The sequence below is a fragment of the Rhodococcus sp. ZPP genome, from assembly GCF_017656075.1.
Lineage (GTDB): Bacteria > Actinomycetota > Actinomycetes > Mycobacteriales > Mycobacteriaceae > Rhodococcus_F > Rhodococcus_F oxybenzonivorans.
Genome location: NZ_CP058638.1, coordinates 5,262,675 through 5,280,661, shown reverse-complemented (window position 1 = coordinate 5,280,661; position 17,987 = coordinate 5,262,675). Strand labels below are relative to the sequence as shown.

The window sequence follows — 17,987 nt, the reverse complement described above, 5'->3', positions numbered from 1 at the left end:
GTTAACCACTCACGGGCGCGAAGCGCCTAGTCGTTGTTGAAGTAACTCAGCAGGCGGAGGATCTCGACGTACAGCCACACCAGGGTGACCGTGAGTCCGAAGGCGACTCCCCAGGCGGCCTTCTCCGGCGCCTGAGCGCGGATCAGCTGGTCAGCGGCGTCGAAGTCCAGCAGGAAGCTGAAGGCGGCGATACCGATGCAGACGAGGCTGAAGATGATGGCCATCGTGCCGCCGTCGCGCAGTCCGAGCCCGCCTTCGACGAAGAAGCTGGCGATCACGTTGCCCAAGGCGAGGACGACGACACCGATGAGAGCGCCGATGATCATCCGCGTCAGGCGGGGCGTGACTCGGATCGCGCCCGTCTTGTAGACGACGAGCATGCCGAAGAACACACCGAACGTGCCGAGGACTGCCTGGCCGATCAACGCCGAACCGCCGACTCCACCGAACGTGATGTCGGTGAACATGAACGACAGCGCACCGAGGAACAGACCCTCCGCGACGGCGTAGGCGAGCACGATCGCCGGGTTGTCCATCTTGCGGCCGAAGGTGGCGATCAGCACGAGGACGAGACCGACCAGGCCGCCACCGATGACGAACGGAACAGCCAGGTCCGCATCGTTGCTGACCAGGAAGTAGGAGACGATCGCCGTCACCGAGAGCACACCGAGTGTGATCCCGGTCTTCGTGACGACATCGTCGATGGTCATCGAACGGTAGTCGGGGCCCGTGCGGTAGGGCTCGGCCTGCGTGTACTGAGGCTGACCGAACTGCTGCGTGACCTGCGCGGCGCCGGCCGTCGTAGATCCGAACGAGGCGTATCCGCCGTTGCCCTCTTGTTTGGGCAGGTTACGGAACACCGGGTTACTGGTGGTGCGCACCGTGCACATCCCTTCTCGTGGCTCGCCGGGTAGATCCGGGTTCTCTCATATCGATGAACGTCCGGCACCCCGCCGCGAGTTCCCGTTCTTCGCTTCGGGTCGGACAATTCGGACTCTACCGGTGCCGCAGTGGCGGCCGCCAGACGAGTGCCCGACGACGCGGCGATCAGGCGATCGACCGGGTCACGGTGAATTTGGCGTTGCGGCCGACCACGTCGGTGCACCCGACCAGCCGTTGCAGCCGGCCTCGATAACCGAGATGAGAGTTGTACACGGTCCACATTTCGCCACCGGAACGGAGTACCCGTCCCGCTTCGGCGAACATCTTCAGCGCAACACCGGTGTGTACGGCCGCGCCGACGTGGAACGGCGGATTACAGAGGACGACGTCGCAACTTCCGGTGGGCAGTGTCGACATCACGTCGTCGCGCAGTGTGCTCACCCGGTCGGCGACTCCGTTGGCACGGGCCGTGGCCGAGGCGGATGCGACCGCGGCCGCCGACTGGTCGGTGGCGATGACCGAGATGCCGGGCCGCAGCCGAGCGAGGCTGACAGCCAGGATGCCGGTGCCGCAGCCGAGGTCGACGGCGGTCTCGGCGGCGGGGTCCACGCGCGGGAGGAAGTCGAGGAGGTACCGGGTCCCGATGTCCAGTGTGGAACCGGCGAACGCGGCTCCGTAGGAGACGACGTCGAGGCCGAGCTCGTCGATATGTTCGGTGACCGGGAAACTCGACCGAGCAGACGCCACCGGACCGCTCGCGATCAGCACCCGCGACTTCTGCCGCCCGAGCGTTGCCCGCACGGACGCGAACGAGCGGTGGAGCACCTCGTTCATCCCGGTGGAAATGTGCTTGTTCCGGCCGCCGGCGAAAACCACCACGCCGGGGTCGGCGTGACGCGCAATCGCCTCGGCGATCTCGGCGAGCTCGCTCAGGCTCCGCGGCAATTGCAGCAGGACGACGCGCACACCCTCGAGTAGGTCCTGTCCGAGGGCGCACTGCCGATAGCACAACGTCAGACCTGCCGCCTCGGCATTGCGGGCCAGTGCCTGCTCCCCCGTCAGCGGATCCTGGAACACCCGGATGCCGGTGGAGTCGTGCGTCACCGCGGCGCCCAGTGTGAGCGCACCGTAGTGGTCCCCGATCACGGCGACGCTTCCCGCAGGTGCGTCCGAAAGAGCGGTCGCGGCCTCGTCGAGGATCAGGCGGTCTGCGGCGTCGACGGCCACCAAATTCGGTGCCTCGACGTCGGGGCGGCGCCGCAACAGAGCGAACAGTGAATCACGGTCGAGCACCTTACTGCGACACCCACTCGACCACGTTGTCGACGCTTTCGCGCTGGGTACGGAATTGGTTGACCGGGTTCTCGGTGTCGGCGTAGCCGAATGAGACACCGCAGACGACTTTGCGCTCCTCCGACAGCGAGAAGAAGTCGCGGATATAGGGCGAACTTCCTGCGAGCGCCGCCTGGGGAATGGTGGCGACCCCGAGGCTCTGCGCCGCGAGGAGAAAGCTGTCGACGTACAGGCCGCAGTCGACGGCGCCGTACGTTCCGAGAGCTTCATGGGTGGTGACGATCGCGACGTGCGGTGCCCCGAAGAGGTCGAAATTCTTCATGGTCTGTTCGGCCGAGGCCGCCCTGTCCCCGGGCGCTATGCCCACACTCGAATACAGCTGCATCGCACATTCCCGGCGACGCAGCTTGTGCTCGCCCCGGTACTCGCGGGGAAAGTCGAAGTCCGATTCTTGCGGATGGCTGCGCACGTACTCTGCGAGTCCCGTACGAAACCGTTCGGTCCCTTCTCCTTCCGTGATCGCTACCTGCCACGGCTGCGTGTTGCACCACGACGGCGTCTGCTGCGCCAACTCGAGGATCCGCGCGATCACCTGACGCGGCACCTGACGGGGCAGAAAGGCCCGGCAACTGATCCGCTCGTCGAGAAGCGTCGCGAAAATACGTGCGGCCGGGTTCGTGTCGGGTGCCGCAATTCCGGTGTCGGTCACGTAGAAATCTCCTCAGGTTCGCTCGCTCTCGAACACGCTCTCGGGAATGTGCGACCGCGATATGCTGGCGTCAGTGCACCGAGAAGGTGATGTCATGAGTGTGCCACGAGGCCCGGAAGGAGAAGCCGGGCCGACCGACTCGGATCCGCGAACAACTGCGCGGATCGCCGTCACCGACATCGTCGCAGAACTGTCGGCAGAAGGGTTCGACGATGCACGGGAGATCGGCCGGGGTGGGTTCGGGGTCGTCTACCGCTGCCTCCAGAGCGCCCTCGATCGCACAGTGGCCATCAAGGTTCTCTCGTCCGACCTGAGAGACGAGGATCGCGCGCGGTTCCTGCGCGAGCAGCGCGCGATGGGCAAGCTGTCCGGGCATCCCCACGTCGTCGACATCCTTCAATCGGGGGTGACCCCGAGCGGCAGGCCGTACATCGTGATGCCGTATCACCCGCGCGATTCACTCGAGGCCTGGGTTCGCCACGAAGGACCCCTGCCCTGGGCGGAGGTGCTTCGGGTCGGGGTGAAGTTGGCGGGTGCGCTCGAGACGGCGCATCGCGCGGGGACGCTGCACCGGGACGTCAAGCCGGCCAACATCCTGCTCACCGGCTACGGCGAACCCCAGCTCACCGACTTCGGCATCGCCCGCGTGTCGGGCGGATTCGAAACCACGTCGAGCATGATCACCGGTTCACCCGCGTACACCGCGCCCGAGGTACTCCGGGGTGAGCCCCCTTCCGTGGCGTCGGACGTGTACAGCCTCGGCGCCGCACTGTTCTGTCTCCTCACGGGACATGCTGCGTTCGAGCGCCGCAGCGGCGAGAGGCTCGTCGCGCAGTTCCTGCGGATCGCTACCCAACCTGTTCCGGATCTTCGGGGGGAAGACGTTCCGGACGACGTGTGCTCCGCGATCGAACATGCCATGGCCGACGATCCGGCCGATCGTCCCGCGGGCGCAGCGGATTTCGGCCGAGAATTGCAGGAGGCGCAACGCAGGCACAATCTCGGCGTCGACGAGATGGCACTGCCCTCGACGGTCGGCGAATTCCCGCGTGTGGAACAGTCGGCAACCCCGACCACTCAGTCGGCCGTGTCCGGACGCGGCCGCAGTTATCGCCGGCGCTCGGGCGCCACACCCCCCAGCGCCGCGGCTCGCTTCCGTCCGCCGACGCCGATGCGGTTGCTGGTGCCGCGGACCCGGCCGCTCGAGATGCTTCGACGAGGGCACCGCCGACGTCTGGCGTTGATCCACGCACCCGCCGGGTTCGGGAAGAGCACGGTCGCCGCGCAGTGGCGTGACGAACTCGTCCGCGAGGGCGCCGTCGTCGCCTGGCTGACTGTGGACAACGACGACAACAACGTCGTGTGGTTCCTGTCCCACCTCGTCGAGGCGATCCGCCGGGCCGATCCGTCGCTCGCCGACGAACTGGGGCAGGCACTCGAGGAGAACGGCGAGGATGCCGAGCGGTATGTGCTCACTTCGCTCGTCGACCAGATCCACGAAGTCCGGCGACACGTGGTGGTGATCATCGACGACTGGCACCGGGTGTCCGACCCGAAAACGATCGCGGCCATGGATTTCGTCCTCGAGAATGGTTGCCACCACCTTCAGATCGTGGTGACGAGCCGCACCCAGGTGGGACTTCCGCTGGCGAAGCTCCGCGTCCGGGACGAACTCGTGGAAATCGACAGCAGAGCGTTACGTTTCAATCTCGGTGAGTCACAGCGATTCCTCGTCGACATCGGCGGACTCGAACTCGCCGACGCCGACGTCGAGGCGCTCGAGGAGACGACGGACGGATGGGTCGCGGCACTGCAACTGGCCTCCCTGTCGCTGCGCGACCGATCCGATCCCGGCGACCTCATCCGGCACATGTCGGGGCGGCATCACGCCATCGGTGAGTACCTGGCCGAAAACGTCCTGAGCACCCTCGAACCCGCCCTACTCGACTTCATGCTCGCGACCTCGATCACCGAGCGCGTCTGTGGCGACCTCGCGTCGGTGCTGGCGAATGTGCCGCGGGGGCAGGCTCTGCTCGAACAGGTCGAGTCACGGGACCTGTTCCTGAGGAGCCTCGACGACGACCGGGAGTGGTTCGAATACCATCACCTGTTTGCCGAATATCTTCGCCGGCGCCTCGAACGTGATCAGCCCGAACGAGTTCCGGCATTGCACCGCGCCGCCGCGCAATGGTTCGCCGACCACCACTACGTGAGCGATGCCGTCAATCACGCCCTGGCGACGGACGACCTCGACATGGCGGTGACCGTCGTCGAAACGCAGGGAATGCGCCTGGTCGAACACTCTCGGATGGTGGCCCTGCTGGGTTTGGTGGAGAAGCTGCCACCCACTGTCGCGGAGTCCAGCCCTCGCATTCAGATCGCCGTGGCGTGGGCGAGCATCCTGCTCCAGCGGGCGCCGGAAACCCTGCGCGCGCTCTCCCGCGTTGCTGCCGCCCTCGAACATTCCCCGCTGAGCGAATCCGAGCGCGCGGACATCCGGTTGGAGGGCGACGTCATCAGGGCCGTTATCGAGGTGTCGGCGGATCGCGTCGCCAAGGTCCCCGAGCTCATCGCCGAGGTGTTCGCACGGCCGGAGACCCTTCGCTCGTGGATCGTATCCGCCGCCGCCAATCTGGCGTCCGCCGTCGCCATCGCCAGATTCGAGTACGGGGAGGCCCGTCGCCTACAGCAGTGGGCAATCCCCTACCACCGGCAAACCGTCGGCGCGTTCAACCAGATGTACGGCTACAGCTTCGCGGGCCTCGCCGCCATGGAGCAACTGGACATCGCTGGAGCCGAAGAAGATTTCCGGCTGGCCGTGCAGGTGGCGACGAAAGCGAGCGGTGAGCACTCGCACGCCGCACGACTTGCCGGAACGTTGCTCGGCGAATTGCTGTACGAGCAGGGTCATCTCGACGAGGCCGAGCGGCTGCTGGACGAAAGCTACGAGCTCGGCCGGGAGGGTGGGCTGGTCGACTTCATGATCGCCCGCTTCGTGACATCAGCCCGGTTGAAGGCCGGGCGCGGGGATTTCGCTTCGGCGGCCCGGCACCTGGACGAAGGAGCCACGGTGGCCACTACGCTGGGTCTTCCTCGACTCCTGGCCAGGGTTCAGAACGAGCGGGCTCGTCTCGGACTTCCACCGTATCCGCCAGAGTCGCAACCGCCTGCGACGCCCATGCGCCCACCCGATTTCGGTTATGCCGAGATAGTCGCGCAGCTCGACGATGCGACCGCGATCCGCGGGCAAATGACAGATCAGCCCGGTATCGCATGCGAACGCGCCGAAGCATGGGTGCGCCGAGTCGAAGCGCAGAACAGGCCGAGGGCGACACTGCAGGCCAAGCGCCTTCTGGTCGCGTGCCTGGTTGCGGCAGACCGCGTCGACGAAGCCAAGCCGGTTCTGACCGAGGTGGTCTCGACCTGCGCTCGAATCGGGTTCGTGCGCTATGTCGTCGATGGGGGTCCCCGAATGTTTCCTCCGCTTGCCGCCCTGCTGGCGGACAAGCAGGGCGGACGCTGGCCAGCCGACTGGCCGGAGGTTTCGGCCGAATTCCTCGCCGCCGCGTTGGCAGGCCACACACCTCTGGAAAATTAGCGTTCGCCTTGTTGACTACGTCAAGAAACGGTGATGCAGTGTGATCGTGGACACACACTCTCGGCTGGCCGGCCTGCTCCGCGGTGCTTCGCTGCGAGTCACGGCGCCCCGGGTAGCGGTCCTCACCGAGGTCCATCGGCAACCGCACTCGGACGCCGACACCATCGCGACTGGTGTGCGCAACCAGCTCGGCTCGGTGTCGACCCAGGCTGTATACGACGTTTTACGAGCCCTTACCGAAGCCGGGCTGATTCGTCGTATCGAACCGCCCGGATCCCCGGCTCGCTACGAGACCAGAGTCGGTGACAACCACCACCACGTCGTGTGCCGAAAGTGCGGTTCGATACGCGACATCGACTGTTCCGTAGGCGAAGCACCCTGCCTTACACCCGATTCCACCCACGGCTTCGTCATCGACGAAGCCGAGGTTCTCTATTGGGGCACCTGCCCCGACTGCCACGCGCTCGCGTCGGCCACCGGCGCGTGACGAATTCGAGGAAACAAGCAGATCCGATCCAGCGCGGTACCGGCCTTTCGTCACGACGGCACCGCCGGACGACCTATCGTGGAACGGTTGACGCCGCCTGCCGAAAGGTTGCTCTCATGTGCCGGTTGTTCGGTTTGTCCGCTGCTCCACATCGTGTCCGTGCGTCGTTCTGGTTGCTCGATGCGCCGGACAGCCTGACGCAGCAGAGTCACCGGGAACCGGACGGCACCGGGCTGGGGACGTTCGCCGAAGACGGCACTCCGGTGGTGGAGAAACAGCCGCTGGCCGCCTATGAGGACACCGAGTTCGCGCAGGAAGTGAAGCACCGGTATTCGAGTACGTTCGTCGCGCACATACGATTCGCCACCACGGGCGAACTGTTACCGGCGAACACACACCCGTTCACACTGCGCGGCCGGATCTTTGCGCACAACGGCGTGATCGGGAACTTGGCGGCTCTCGACACCGAATTGGGCTCCGACCTGGACCTCGTCGAAGGTGACACCGATTCGGAGCGCTTCTTCGCCCTCGTGACCCGGCACATCGACCGGAACGGTGGCGACGTCACGGCCGGGATCAGCACAGCGGCGCAATGGGTGGCGGACAATCTGCCCGTCTACGCCCTCAACCTGGTGCTCACCACCCCGGAGGAACTCTGGGCGCTGCGCTATCCGGACACCCACGACCTCCTCGTTCTCGAGCGACGACCCGGCGGCCCGAGCGGAAGCAGGCATCTGCAACACACCAGTAGCTCAGGCCGAGTCCGGGCCCGGTCCGAGCACCTCGCTCAGCATTCCGCGGTGATCGTCGCGAGCGAACAGATGGATGAGGACGCGGGGTGGACCCCGCTACGGCCGGGCGAGCTGCTGCACGTCGATCGGAACCTCACAGTCAGTCGCGAGGTGGTCCTCGACCGACCACCCCGCGACCTCATTCATCTCGACGACCTCGACAGCCGGGCAGCCGCCGCACAGCTCGAAAAGTAGCCAGCAAGCACCTACTGCGCGGAGAGACCCGGCTGGGTGTCGATCCGGCTGGGTCCGCCGTTGAAGGTGCCCGCCTTCCCGAAGGACCATTCGCCGTCCTTGCCACAGACCAACACCCCGTTGCGGTCACCCGGGTTCGCGTAACCGATAACGGTGGTGTTGCCGTTGGCGTCGTCCTGCACGATGGGGCACCCCTTTCCGGGGCCGTTGTTGGGGTCGACGGGGACGGCATTGGCCGTGGTTGCCGCACCCAGAGCGCCGAGGATCGGCAGGGCTGCGAAGGCGAGAGCGGCAATGGTTCGGCGGGTGTTGATCATTCGGTCTCCAGAAGATGTCGGGTAGGTGTCTTGCTGACAGGTACAACTGTGCCGATTGCCGCGCACTGTTTTAAGCAACCCCAGGGGTGGGATCCGCTCACCTATCGCACTTGCCACACACGCCTTCAGCGCACCTACTCGGCCCAGTACTCCAGCATCGGTTCGCTTGCGAGTTGGTTCGACCCCTCGGTGATGACGAGAGCCGCCGGAGACAGCGAATACTGCACACCCGCATTGGTGACCGCGAAACCGGTGGCGGTGCGCACGGGATCGTCGATCTCGACGGATGCCCCGTCACTCAGTCGCACACCCCTGTAGTACAGCCGGCCCACGCCGGTCTCACAAATGACGACAAGCGACTGGATGGTGCGGCCGAGCGCCACCGCCGGGTTCGACGAGTTGCAGCGCGCACCTGGCACCCCCACGAATCCCTGACCGTCTGTCCCCGACGACTGTGGCGGCGGCGCACCGGTTCTGGCCGGATTCGCGCTCGGAGTGAGGCGCACATTCTGAACGGTCACCGCCACGTCACCGGGAAGAATCGTCAGGTAGCCGTCGCCCTGCGCGATGCCATTCGCGATGATGCACTCGAAGTCGCCCGTCAGGCAGGACAACCGTTCCCAGTACCCGTGCGAAGCAGTCGGACTGACGACGTACTCGCCGGGCTGAATGTCGGCGCCGACCTTGAAGGTCCCATTGTCGGGTAGCGATGTCGGCGTCGGCGGGAGGGCCGCAGCCGGGGGCTGCACCGGGGCGGGCTGTATCGGGGCGGCGACGGAGGAGCTCGGAGGTGGCACCGCGGTTGTGGCCGCGGGAATCGCGCGGGGATCGTTCTGACCACTGCAGCCGACGAGACAGAGCAACACGACAGGCACCACGATCGACAGCGTCTTCACCAGGTCACCCTCAGCAGTATCGGGTCCCACGCACGAACGGCGCAGCTACTCGATTGGTCGGTCAACCTCCGCGGAACGTTACGTGCCGTCGTTCGTACATCCAGCGAAGCCGAATTCGAGATGACATACTCCCGGTGGTTCTCGTCTCGTCTCGTCCCGGTCACCGAGTTCTCCGGAAGGACACACCGATGAACGTTCCTCTTGCCGCCCGATCCGTAGGAATCGCCGCCGCCGTCACCGCCCTCGGCCTGTTGGCAGCACCGACCGCGTCCGCGGAACCCGACGACGTCACCGTCGACATCGTCGGAGAAGACAATGCGGTGGTGATGGGAGTGCGGTACGACGCCCCCGGGGCCGTCGTCTGCATCATGGCCGTCGTACCCGAAGACGGCACCGTTGCTGTGGCGACCGTCGGCCCCACCATCGTGATGGACGGAGACGACGTCGACCTTGAGGCCGCCGTCGAGCCCGGCGACTACACGGTGCAGTGGAGTTGCTCGAGCGTGCCGGCGTTCGAGCAGTGGGGTACCACTCCCCCGATGACCGCCGGCACCGCGACGCCCGTCGCCGTCACCGTGACCGGAACGCCGGGGTCCGGCGGCTCCGGGAACCCGTTCGGAAGTTGACATGCGATCAACAAACCGCTGGTGAGCGGGCTGAGCCAGATATTTCCCGGGTGGGGCGTAACGAAATAGGTGTGAACGCGGATTCTCTCTATGGAATCCCGCAACGGACAGGAACCCACCGCCATGTCGACCGTCACTCATATCGATACCGCCCGCGCCCGCCGCTCCCGCAAGGTTCTCTTCATCGGGAACCCCACCGGATACAACGAGGTGTCGCAGTGGGCGATGGTCAAGCAGTCGCTGGTGGCGGACGGATTCGAGCCGGTCCGGACCATCGACGGCCCCATCCTCTGCGCGATCGTTACCGACGACGTACTCGACGCCGCCGGCTCACCGCACGACGCACGGACCATCGAGCACGCCCGCGAGCAGGGTGTGCAGTGCATCAGCGTGACCGACACCACCCGAATCTGGCAGGCCACCGCCCGCGTCCGCGCCCGCATCGCCCAGAACGCACCCGCCGCACGGGTCAGCCCGCACCACCAAGGGGCCTGACGGTCTACGCAGAGACCTGGCGGTTTACTGTGCTCCCAGTCGGACTCGAACCGACTCTGTGCGGATCAAGTCCCCGGAAGTGGATCCCGTGAACTCCACTGGACTCGATATCTATTTATTCGCAACTAATTTTGTACATGGTCGTCCCTGCCGATCCATCTCCGTTCGTACCGACTTCTGACACCTCGCGCAACAAACTGTGCGGCTGTCCGCGGCGATTGTCGGTCGCAAGTATGGTCGAGAAATGACTGTGCGAGCGGGTGTGGTGGTCACGGGTACAGAAGTCCTGGCCGGTCGAGTCACCGACAAGAACGGCCCGTGGGTGGCCCAGCGGCTACTCGAAATGGGAGTGGACGTCGCACACATCACGGTCTGCGGTGACCGGCCCGATGACCTGACCGCACAACTACAATTTCTCGCGGATCAGCACGTCGACTTGATCGTCACGACCGGGGGCTTGGGTCCGACCGCCGACGATCTCACCGTGGCGACCGTTGCCGCTCTGTACGGCCGCGAATTACACCTCGACGAGGAACTCGAGCAACGCATCCACGCAATCGTGCAGCGATGGCGAAGCCGACTGAGTGCTGCAACCGACTCCGAGCCACTACGGGCAGGTATCCGCAAGCAGGCAATGGTTCCGCAGGGCGCGCATTCCATTCCTCCGACCGGAACCGCCCCCGGTGTCGCGATACCTGCCAACGACTCCGAGACACTGCCCGCTGTCCTGATACTGCCCGGCCCGCCTCGTGAACTGCAGACGATGTGGCCGAAGGCACTCGACAGCGCGCCGATCGTCGGGGTCTTGACCCGGCGCGCGCAGATCCGTCAAAACACCATCCGCGCGTACGGTCTCTCCGAACCCGACCTCGCCGCGACACTGCGGACCGCAGAGCGCCAGATCACGGGATTCGACGAACTCGAGATCACCACCTGCCTGCGGCTCGGAGAGCTCGAAATGGTGACGCGCTACGCGGAGTCGGCGGCAACCGCATACACGGAACTCGCAGGTCTTATCGACGAACATCACGGTTCACAGGTCTTCTCGATTGACGGGTCCACCATCGACGACATCGTGGCGAACCGGTTGGCCGGCCATCAAATCGCCACGGCAGAATCGTGCACGGGTGGCATGATCGCCGCGCGTCTCACCGATCGCGCAGGCTCGTCGGCCTACGTCATCGGCGCGGTGGTGTCCTACGCGAACGAGGTCAAGTCGAATCTTCTGGACGTTTCCGCCGAGACCATCGAAGAACACGGCGCCGTGAGCGAGCGGGTGGCGGCCATGATGGCAGAAGGCGTGCTGAGCAGACTGGGCGTCGACATCGCGGTATCTACCAGTGGCATCGCAGGACCAGGGGGTGGCACCGACCTCAAACCGGTCGGCACTGTCTGCTTCGCGATCGCCTCCACGGAGCGACCGACCGTCACCCGTACACTCCGGCTTCCCGGCGACCGCGCAAGCGTACGTGCGCTTTCCACCACCGCGGCCATGCACATGCTCGCCGACGCATTGGGGCCGGCCGAATAATCGAAATCGCTCACGCGAGGTGATCGAGAACCATCTTCACCGCAGGCTCACGATGCCCAGGCGGGTAACCGACGTGCGCGGTCCTTCCACACACAATTCCGCCTTCTCGTACCACCGCGGCTCGATGCACAACGTACACCTCTGACCAGCACTTACATGGTGCCCCCAGTCGGACTCGAACCGACACTGTGCGGATTTTAAGTCCGCTGCCTCTGCCAATTGGGCTATAGGGGCTGCTGGCCGCCGAGGTGGTGCCTCGGCGACGTTGCGCAGATCAGATTAGCTCAGCCGATGGAGATCGCGATTCCGTCGAGGATGTCGTGCTCGCTGACCACGAGTTCGTCGATGCCGGCTTTGCGTTCCAGCGCCTCGGCGAGTGCGAGGGTGACGATCGCGCCGCCGCCGATGACGTCGACCCGGCCTGGGTGCATCGGCCCGAGTGCGGCCCGCTCGTCGTGCGTCATGGCGATCAGTGACTCGCACACTTCACGCAGCCGGGGTAGCGGGACGCGGGAGAGGTGGACCTGCTCGGCGTCGTACTCGGGCAGCTTCTTCGCCAGCGCGGCGATGGTGGTCATCGTGCCTGCGACGCCCACCCAGGTCCGGGCCTGCTCGACGGGCACACGGGCGAATGCTTCGTCGAGGCGCTCCTTCGCGAAGCTACGTGCCGCGTCGACCTGCTCGGCGGTGGGCGGGTCGTCGTGCAGACACCTCTCGGTGATCCGCACACAGCCGATGTCGGTGGAGAACGCCGCGTGGACGCCGGACTCGTCACCGAGCACCACCTCGGTGGAACCGCCACCTAGGTCGACCACCACGAACGGACCCTGCGCCGCGTCGAGTTCGCCCACAGCACCGTTGAACGACAACCGCGCTTCCTCGTCCCCGGTGATCACCTCGGCTCCGGCGCCCGCGATCACCGACCCCAGCACGTCCCTGGTCATCGAGAAGAAGTCTTCTCGATTGGTTGCGTCCCGGGTGGCGGAGGTGGCGATCATCCGGACGGCTGTCGCGCCTGCGTCGCTGATCAGGCTTGCATATTCGCTGAGTGCGATTCGCGTGCGCTCGATGGCCTCGGGTGCGAGTCGACCGGTGGCGTCGACACCCTGCCCGAGCCGGACGACGCGCATCTCTCGGCACACGTCGTGCAGTGCGCCGTCGGTGTCGATGTCGGCGATGAGTAGACGAATCGAATTGGTTCCGCAGTCGACGGCCGCTACCCGCGTCACTGTTCGGCACTTTCGAGGTCGTCGATACCCGGCCAGTCCGCGGGAATGGCCGTGCCCCTCAGCTTTCCACCGGCAGCCGACGCGGCGAGGGCGACCGATTCGTCGCCGAGCGGATTGACCCCCGGACCCTTTGCGAGCGAATGGGCCATCAGCACGTGCAGGCACTTGACGCGGTCGGGCATACCGCCGCCGGTGAAGTCGGTTCCCAGCGATTCGATCGCGTCACGCTCCGCCAGATATGACTCGTGCGCCCGTCGGTAGGCGGCCGCCAGCTCGGGATCGGAGGCGAGGCGCTCGGTCATCTCACGCATGACGCCAGCCGATTCCTGTCGGCTCGCCTCTGCGGTCAGCCGCGGGTCGGTGAGGTAGTACAGCGTCGGGAACGGGGTGCCGTCGGGAAGCTTCGGCGCCGTCTTCACGACACCGGGGCGACCGTCGGGGCTGCGGTATGCGATGTCGAGCACTCCACGCGGTTCGCGCCCGAGCTGGGCGGCAACGGCGTCGAGGTCTTCCTGCGACACGGGATGGGACGGGTCGGACGAAGTGGTCACCCGGTGGGTTCTCCTGGTTCTAGCGGTGCGGGCGGCGGGGGCACGGGAGCGGGGGCCGGCGTGGGCTGCACCTCGGGTGCTACCGGAGGTTCTGACACTGTTTTCCACAGGTCGGAGTACCAGGGGCCCGCCATCTCGGCGTCCTTCTCTTCCCGTTTCTCCGGTTCCTTGTAGTCGCCGGGCAGCTGCACCTGGTACGGCGTGTCGCCGGGCCGGACCCAGCGGAGCCGGCCGCGTGCCTGCGCCTCGATGTAGGCGGGGTCTGAATAGCGTTCCTCGAGGACACGCAGTTCGGCGAGCTCCTCCTCGAGCTGCACCTGTTCTGCGGCAAGCCGGTCGGCCTCACCTCGCTGGGTGAGGTATGTCCGCAGCGGAACCGCGAGGGTAAGCGCGAGGAGGAGCACTACGACGACGAGGATCAGGGCGCGGCCGGTCGACAATCCGAAAATTGTGTGCTCGGAGCGGGGAATTCGGGCCGCCACGCCGGTCGCGCCGACCCGGCGGGGACGTGCACGACCGGGCAGCACTTTTCCGGTGTCGGCACCGTCGGGAGCTGCAGGCTTGCCTTCTGCGGAACCCGGCGGAGTGGACTTGGTGGTGCGGGGTCGCCGTGCACCACCGGGGACTCCGTCGGTCCGAGTTGGCCGCGACCGTTCACCACGCCCGGCGGCCCGGCCGCCCGGACTTGCTCCGGACGACCGCGGCCTACCGCGTTGTGCCACTACCCAGATACCCCTTTACTCGACAGCCGAGAATCAGCCCTCGTAGGCGAACCGCGGGAAAGCGACCTCGCCGGCGTAACGCGCGGCGTCGCCGAGGTTCTCCTCGATGCGCAGGAGCTGGTTGTACTTGGCGACGCGCTCGCTGCGGGCGGGGGCGCCGGTCTTGATCTGACCGCTGCCGACGGCGACGGCGAGATCGGCAATGGTGGTGTCCTCGGTCTCGCCGGACCGGTGGCTCATCATCGTCTTGTAGCCGTTGCGGTGCGCGAGGTCGACGGCGTCGAGCGTTTCGGTGAGCGTGCCGATCTGGTTCACCTTCACCAGCAGCGCGTTGGCGGCACCCTTGACGATGCCCTCTTCGAGCCGCTCGGGGTTGGTGACGAACAGGTCGTCGCCGACGAGCTGAACCTTGTTGCCGATCTGATCGGTCAGGGCAACCCAGCCGTCCCAGTCGTCCTCGCTCAGCGGATCCTCGATCGAGACGAGCGGGTACGCGTCGATCAGCTCCGCGTAGAAGTCCGCCATCTCCGCCGCGGTGCGGTTACTGCCCTCGAACTTGTAGCCGGTGCCCTCGGTGTAGAACTCGGTGGCGGCGACGTCGAGCGCGAGTGCCACATCCGTTCCCAGGACCAGGCCGGTCTTGCCGATCGCGACGCTGATCAGATCGAGCGCCTCCTTGGTACCTGCGACGTCGGGGGCGAAGCCACCTTCGTCACCGAGCCCGGTGGCAAGACCCTTCTCCTTCAGCACCGCCTTGAGCGCGTGGTAGACCTCGGCGCCCCAGCGCAGCGACTCCTTGAAGGTGGCGGCACCGATCGGCGCGACCATGAATTCCTGGACATCGACGCCCGTGTCGGCGTGTGCACCGCCGTTGAGAATATTCATCATCGGGACGGGCAGCACGTGGGCGTTGGGGCCGCCGACATAGCGGAAGAGGTCGAGACCGGACGAGTCGGCAGCCGCGCGGGCCACGGCCAGCGAGGCACCGAGGAGCGCGTTGGCGCCGAGGCGGGACTTGTCCGGGGTGCCGTCGGCGTCGAGCAGGGCCTGATCGACGGTGCGCTGCTCAGTGGCATCGATCCCGATGATGGCTGGGGCGATCTCGCTGAGGACCGCCTCGACTGCCTTCTCGACGCCCTTGCCGTTGTAGCGGTCGCCGCCGTCGCGCAGCTCGACGGCCTCGTGCTCACCGGTGGATGCACCCGACGGGACCGCGGCGCGAGCGAAACTTCCGTCGTCGAGCAGCACCTCGACCTCCACCGTGGGATTGCCACGGGAATCGAGGATTTCACGGGCTCCGACCTGCTCAATGATGGACACTTACAGACTCTCCTTCTATGGGCTTCGCACTGTGCACCGACGGTCCGATGGTGCCAGGACACCAGATCGTGCCAGCACACAGCGTAACGGCACAGCGTAGGGGGCGCGGGATGGCGCGCCTCGGTCACCGTGATCCGCCGGTGTGCTGCTCGAATCCCCACCTGATGGACCGGCCGGAAACGAGGTTACGGACGGACTCCCACCGAGTACGCCGACGCCCGGTCACGCACGAGGGTGAGGTACTCGCCGGACAGGTTGTACGCCATCAGCGCCGACTGCCACCCTTCCGGTTCGGTGAGGTCACCGCCGCGGGCGCACAGGTAGCGGGCTGCCGTCAGGGCCGCGTCGTCGATGTTGTCGGCATCGGCCACACCGTCACCGTTGGCGTCGACGCCCCATCTCTTCCACGTTTCCGGAATGAACTGGAGCGGACCCATAGCCCGGTCGTGCACGGGGTCGCCATCCCATTCGCCACGGTCGGTGTCGGGAATCTCCGCCACACCTGGGCCTCCGTCGAGGGGAATGCCGCGGATTTCCGGGGTCACCTGCCCGGTCGGAGCGACGGAGGAACCCCGATGGGTGCCGTGCCTGCTCTCCACGCTCGCGATTCCGGCGAGAGTGGTCCACCCGATCCCGCATTCGGGAGCGGTGGCGGCGAGAACGGCCGCGGCGTAGCCGTACGCCTCGAGTGCGGTTGTGCCGATACCCACGGCGTCCGTCAACTCTGCCGACCAACCGCGCAGTTGGTCGGCACTACGCCCCGGCGCCTCGATGTCGATCGGCGGAGTGGGCGCACCCGGACCAGGCGGGATGCCCTCCGGTATCGCGACACGCGGCTCCTGCTCACGCGAGCAGGCACCGTAGGCAACCGTCACGACCACCAGCGCCGCGAGAAAGGCGATCAGGGTTCGGGGCCATCGAGAACGACGCTTCGGCGCAGCGGGATAACGGGTCACCATTCCATCATCCATATGACGGAGCGGTAGTCCGAGAATCCCGCGCGTGCTGGAAGCACAATCCGCGCCACTTGTGTACGAGTCGCAACGCTCCGCGCGGGCGCGACGCGCACACTGGGTCCGCGGATGTCGGGAGTTATCCACAACCCGCGACCCGCACCTTCCGCCCTCCCCTGAGTACCGGCACTCTGACTGCATGGATTCGGAACCGGCGGGACTCGTCCGACGCTGCACGGCACTCGATCACGGCTATACCGACGGTGAGCTCCACCGAAGTACTCGCTGCACCCGACACGCTCGGAGTCGGAGTCGGTGCGGCTGGAGAAGCTTCGCGAGGACGACCTCCGGGCGACCGGGGTCGCTGTCGCCCGCTGGACGTGGAAACACCTGGACGACCCTGCGACCGTGGTGGCCCGGGTCCGCCGGGCGTGCGAACTCGGCTGCCGATCCGCGCCGCTGTCGTTCGCGTCACAGACCCTCTCGCCGCTGCGGCGCAGGCACTAGGTCCGCGGACACGGGAATCAGGCCGGCCAGTGGACGGACCAGTCCCCCGGCTGGAGTACCTGGGTGCCTTCGGCGCGGGCAGCTTTTTCGGCGGCACGGATGCGCGCGATGAACTCGTCCGTCACCGCGCGCAGCGTTGTCTCCGCGTCCGCCTGGGCGTGGAGTGCGGCCTCGAGTTCGGCGGGTATCAACTCCGTCGGCAACCCCGCCTTCGCTGCTTTGGCCATCACTTTTGCCGCAAGGGACGCGGCGGGCTGGCTGAGCGCGATGCCGTCGAGGCACGATTCGCGGGCTTTTTCGGCCGCCTTCCGGAGCTCCCATGCACGTTCCTGCTCCGCGATGTCGACGGGGCCGACGACGTCTTCGCTGAGATGGGGACTGCGGTGGACGAGTTTGGCTACGAGAGTGGCGGCCACGTCATCGACGTCGAAGTTCCCCGACGCCGACGCGATCCGCGCATGGAACAGCACCTGCAGCAGTAGGTCGCCCAGTTCTTCTCGCAGCTCACCGGTATCGGAAGACTCGATTGCGTCGAGCACCTCGTAAGTCTCCTCCACGAGATAGTGCGCGAGGCTGCGATGGGTTTGCGTCACTTCCCAGCCTCCGTAACCCCAGAGCCGGTCCATCACCTCGGCGGCCTCGACCAGGTTGTCTCCCAATAGTTTCGGTGCCGAGATGACGCTGTCTCCCCCTGCCACGCGGGCGCGAACGGCGGGGTGCTCGCGATCGGTGGTGACCAAGACATCCGACTTCGGCACGACAGTGAGGAACTGCCGGACGCCGTCGGGGACCTCGTCGGTGACCTGCACGCCGTCGCCGATCACCCCGAGGGCTTCCATCGGGATCATTGTCGGCCGAAGGGGGTCGAGCAGGATCACCGTCATA

Annotated in this window: 18 protein-coding genes and 1 tRNA gene; 7 read left to right on the top strand and 12 right to left on the bottom strand. The window is 66.3% G+C overall.

Annotated features, from left to right (window positions below; all coding sequences use genetic code 11):
• Window positions 1-26: 26 nt before the first annotated feature.
• The 3 genes from HYG77_RS24485 to HYG77_RS24475 form a co-directional block, all read right to left on the bottom strand.
• Complete coding sequence (locus HYG77_RS24485; protein WP_208960912.1) at window positions 27-881, bottom strand: Bax inhibitor-1/YccA family protein; 855 nt, start codon at window positions 879-881, stop codon at window positions 27-29.
• A 166-nt stretch (window positions 882-1,047) separates the two neighbouring features.
• On the bottom strand, window positions 1,048-2,175 hold the full coding sequence (locus HYG77_RS24480; RefSeq protein WP_208960911.1) for a methyltransferase: 1,128 nt from the start codon (window positions 2,173-2,175) through the stop codon (window positions 1,048-1,050).
• Window position 2,176: 1 nt separating this feature from the next.
• Window positions 2,177-2,884, bottom strand: coding sequence for a nitroreductase (locus tag HYG77_RS24475; protein ID WP_208960910.1), 708 nt, complete (start codon window positions 2,882-2,884; stop codon window positions 2,177-2,179).
• Between the two features lie 100 nt (window positions 2,885-2,984).
• On the opposite strand from HYG77_RS24475, the gene HYG77_RS24470 reads away from it, so the two are divergent.
• The 3 genes from HYG77_RS24470 to HYG77_RS24460 all read left to right on the top strand — a co-directional run bounded on the left by HYG77_RS24470 (window position 2,985) and on the right by HYG77_RS24460 (window position 7,955).
• Window positions 2,985-6,482: a serine/threonine-protein kinase gene (locus HYG77_RS24470; RefSeq protein WP_280123317.1), complete on the top strand. Its 3,498-nt coding sequence runs from the start codon at window positions 2,985-2,987 to the stop codon at window positions 6,480-6,482.
• A 46-nt stretch (window positions 6,483-6,528) separates the two neighbouring features.
• The gene (locus HYG77_RS24465) at window positions 6,529-6,969 is read left to right on the top strand and encodes a Fur family transcriptional regulator (RefSeq protein ID WP_208960908.1); all 441 of its coding nucleotides are present in this window, start codon (window positions 6,529-6,531) and stop codon (window positions 6,967-6,969) included.
• A 116-nt stretch (window positions 6,970-7,085) separates the two neighbouring features.
• Complete coding sequence (locus HYG77_RS24460) at window positions 7,086-7,955, top strand: class II glutamine amidotransferase (protein WP_208960907.1); 870 nt, start codon at window positions 7,086-7,088, stop codon at window positions 7,953-7,955.
• 11 nt (window positions 7,956-7,966) lie between these two features.
• On the opposite strand, the gene HYG77_RS24455 is transcribed toward HYG77_RS24460, so the two are convergent.
• The gene (locus tag HYG77_RS24455) at window positions 7,967-8,272 is read right to left on the bottom strand and encodes a hypothetical protein (RefSeq protein ID WP_109332254.1); all 306 of its coding nucleotides are present in this window, start codon (window positions 8,270-8,272) and stop codon (window positions 7,967-7,969) included.
• A gap of 134 nt (window positions 8,273-8,406) precedes the next feature.
• Entirely contained in the window at window positions 8,407-9,168 is a 762-nt protein-coding gene (locus tag HYG77_RS24450; RefSeq protein WP_208960906.1) for a hypothetical protein, read from the bottom strand.
• 188 nt (window positions 9,169-9,356) lie between these two features.
• Here HYG77_RS24450 and HYG77_RS24445 point away from each other — a divergent pair, with 188 nt between their 5' ends.
• The 3 genes from HYG77_RS24445 (at window position 9,357) to HYG77_RS24435 (ending at window position 11,820) form a co-directional block, all read left to right on the top strand.
• Window positions 9,357-9,794, top strand: coding sequence for a hypothetical protein (locus tag HYG77_RS24445; protein WP_109332257.1), 438 nt, complete (start codon window positions 9,357-9,359; stop codon window positions 9,792-9,794).
• Between the two features lie 123 nt (window positions 9,795-9,917).
• Window positions 9,918-10,289 carry a hypothetical protein gene (locus tag HYG77_RS24440; protein ID WP_109335273.1) on the top strand — a complete coding sequence of 124 codons (372 nt, stop codon included), beginning with the start codon at window positions 9,918-9,920 and terminating at the stop codon, window positions 10,287-10,289.
• A gap of 244 nt (window positions 10,290-10,533) precedes the next feature.
• Window positions 10,534-11,820, top strand: coding sequence for a competence/damage-inducible protein A (locus HYG77_RS24435; protein ID WP_208960905.1), 1,287 nt, complete (start codon window positions 10,534-10,536; stop codon window positions 11,818-11,820).
• Between the two features lie 157 nt (window positions 11,821-11,977).
• Here the strand turns inward: HYG77_RS24435 and HYG77_RS24430 are convergent.
• The 6 genes from HYG77_RS24430 to HYG77_RS24405 form a co-directional block, all read right to left on the bottom strand.
• Window positions 11,978-12,054, bottom strand: a tRNA-Leu gene (locus HYG77_RS24430).
• A gap of 50 nt (window positions 12,055-12,104) precedes the next feature.
• On the bottom strand, window positions 12,105-13,049 hold the full coding sequence (locus tag HYG77_RS24425; RefSeq protein ID WP_208960904.1) for a Ppx/GppA phosphatase family protein: 945 nt from the start codon (window positions 13,047-13,049) through the stop codon (window positions 12,105-12,107).
• Window positions 13,046-13,600: a DUF501 domain-containing protein gene (locus tag HYG77_RS24420; protein ID WP_109332261.1), complete on the bottom strand. Its 555-nt coding sequence runs from the start codon at window positions 13,598-13,600 to the stop codon at window positions 13,046-13,048. The genes HYG77_RS24425 and HYG77_RS24420 overlap by 4 nt, the downstream gene beginning before the upstream one ends.
• Window positions 13,597-14,322 (bottom strand): septum formation initiator family protein, encoded by a 726-nt coding sequence (locus tag HYG77_RS24415; RefSeq protein ID WP_208960903.1) that lies wholly within the window; start codon window positions 14,320-14,322, stop codon window positions 13,597-13,599. Before HYG77_RS24415 ends, HYG77_RS24420 begins: the two co-directional genes overlap by 4 nt.
• Window positions 14,323-14,355: 33 nt before the next feature.
• Window positions 14,356-15,642, bottom strand: coding sequence for a phosphopyruvate hydratase (gene eno, locus HYG77_RS24410; protein WP_109332263.1), 1,287 nt, complete (start codon window positions 15,640-15,642; stop codon window positions 14,356-14,358).
• Between the two features lie 185 nt (window positions 15,643-15,827).
• Window positions 15,828-16,601 carry a lytic transglycosylase domain-containing protein gene (locus tag HYG77_RS24405; protein ID WP_204164796.1) on the bottom strand — a complete coding sequence of 258 codons (774 nt, stop codon included), beginning with the start codon at window positions 16,599-16,601 and terminating at the stop codon, window positions 15,828-15,830.
• A gap of 309 nt (window positions 16,602-16,910) precedes the next feature.
• On the opposite strand from HYG77_RS24405, the gene HYG77_RS24400 reads away from it, so the two are divergent.
• Entirely contained in the window at window positions 16,911-17,102 is a 192-nt protein-coding gene (locus HYG77_RS24400; protein WP_208960902.1) for a hypothetical protein, read from the top strand.
• Window positions 17,103-17,119: 17 nt separating this feature from the next.
• Here the strand turns inward: HYG77_RS24400 and HYG77_RS24395 are convergent, their stop codons facing one another.
• Window positions 17,120-17,986, bottom strand: coding sequence for a MazG family protein (locus HYG77_RS24395; protein ID WP_208960901.1), 867 nt, complete (start codon window positions 17,984-17,986; stop codon window positions 17,120-17,122).
• Window position 17,987 lies beyond the last annotated feature (1 nt).

Coding starts and splice junctions, on each gene's coding strand:
- HYG77_RS24460 (WP_208960907.1), top strand. CDS start 7,086: ATGTGCCGGTTGTTCGGTTTGTCCGCTGCTCCACATCGTGTCCGTGCG.
- HYG77_RS24455 (WP_109332254.1), bottom strand. CDS start 8,272: ATGATCAACACCCGCCGAACCATTGCCGCTCTCGCCTTCGCAGCCCTG.
- HYG77_RS24445 (WP_109332257.1), top strand. CDS start 9,357: ATGAACGTTCCTCTTGCCGCCCGATCCGTAGGAATCGCCGCCGCCGTC.
- HYG77_RS24440 (WP_109335273.1), top strand. CDS start 9,918: ATGTCGACCGTCACTCATATCGATACCGCCCGCGCCCGCCGCTCCCGC.
- HYG77_RS24435 (WP_208960905.1), top strand. CDS start 10,534: ATGACTGTGCGAGCGGGTGTGGTGGTCACGGGTACAGAAGTCCTGGCC.
- HYG77_RS24405 (WP_204164796.1), bottom strand. CDS start 16,601: ATGGTGACCCGTTATCCCGCTGCGCCGAAGCGTCGTTCTCGATGGCCC.
- HYG77_RS24395 (WP_208960901.1), bottom strand. CDS start 17,986: ATGACGGTGATCCTGCTCGACCCCCTTCGGCCGACAATGATCCCGATG.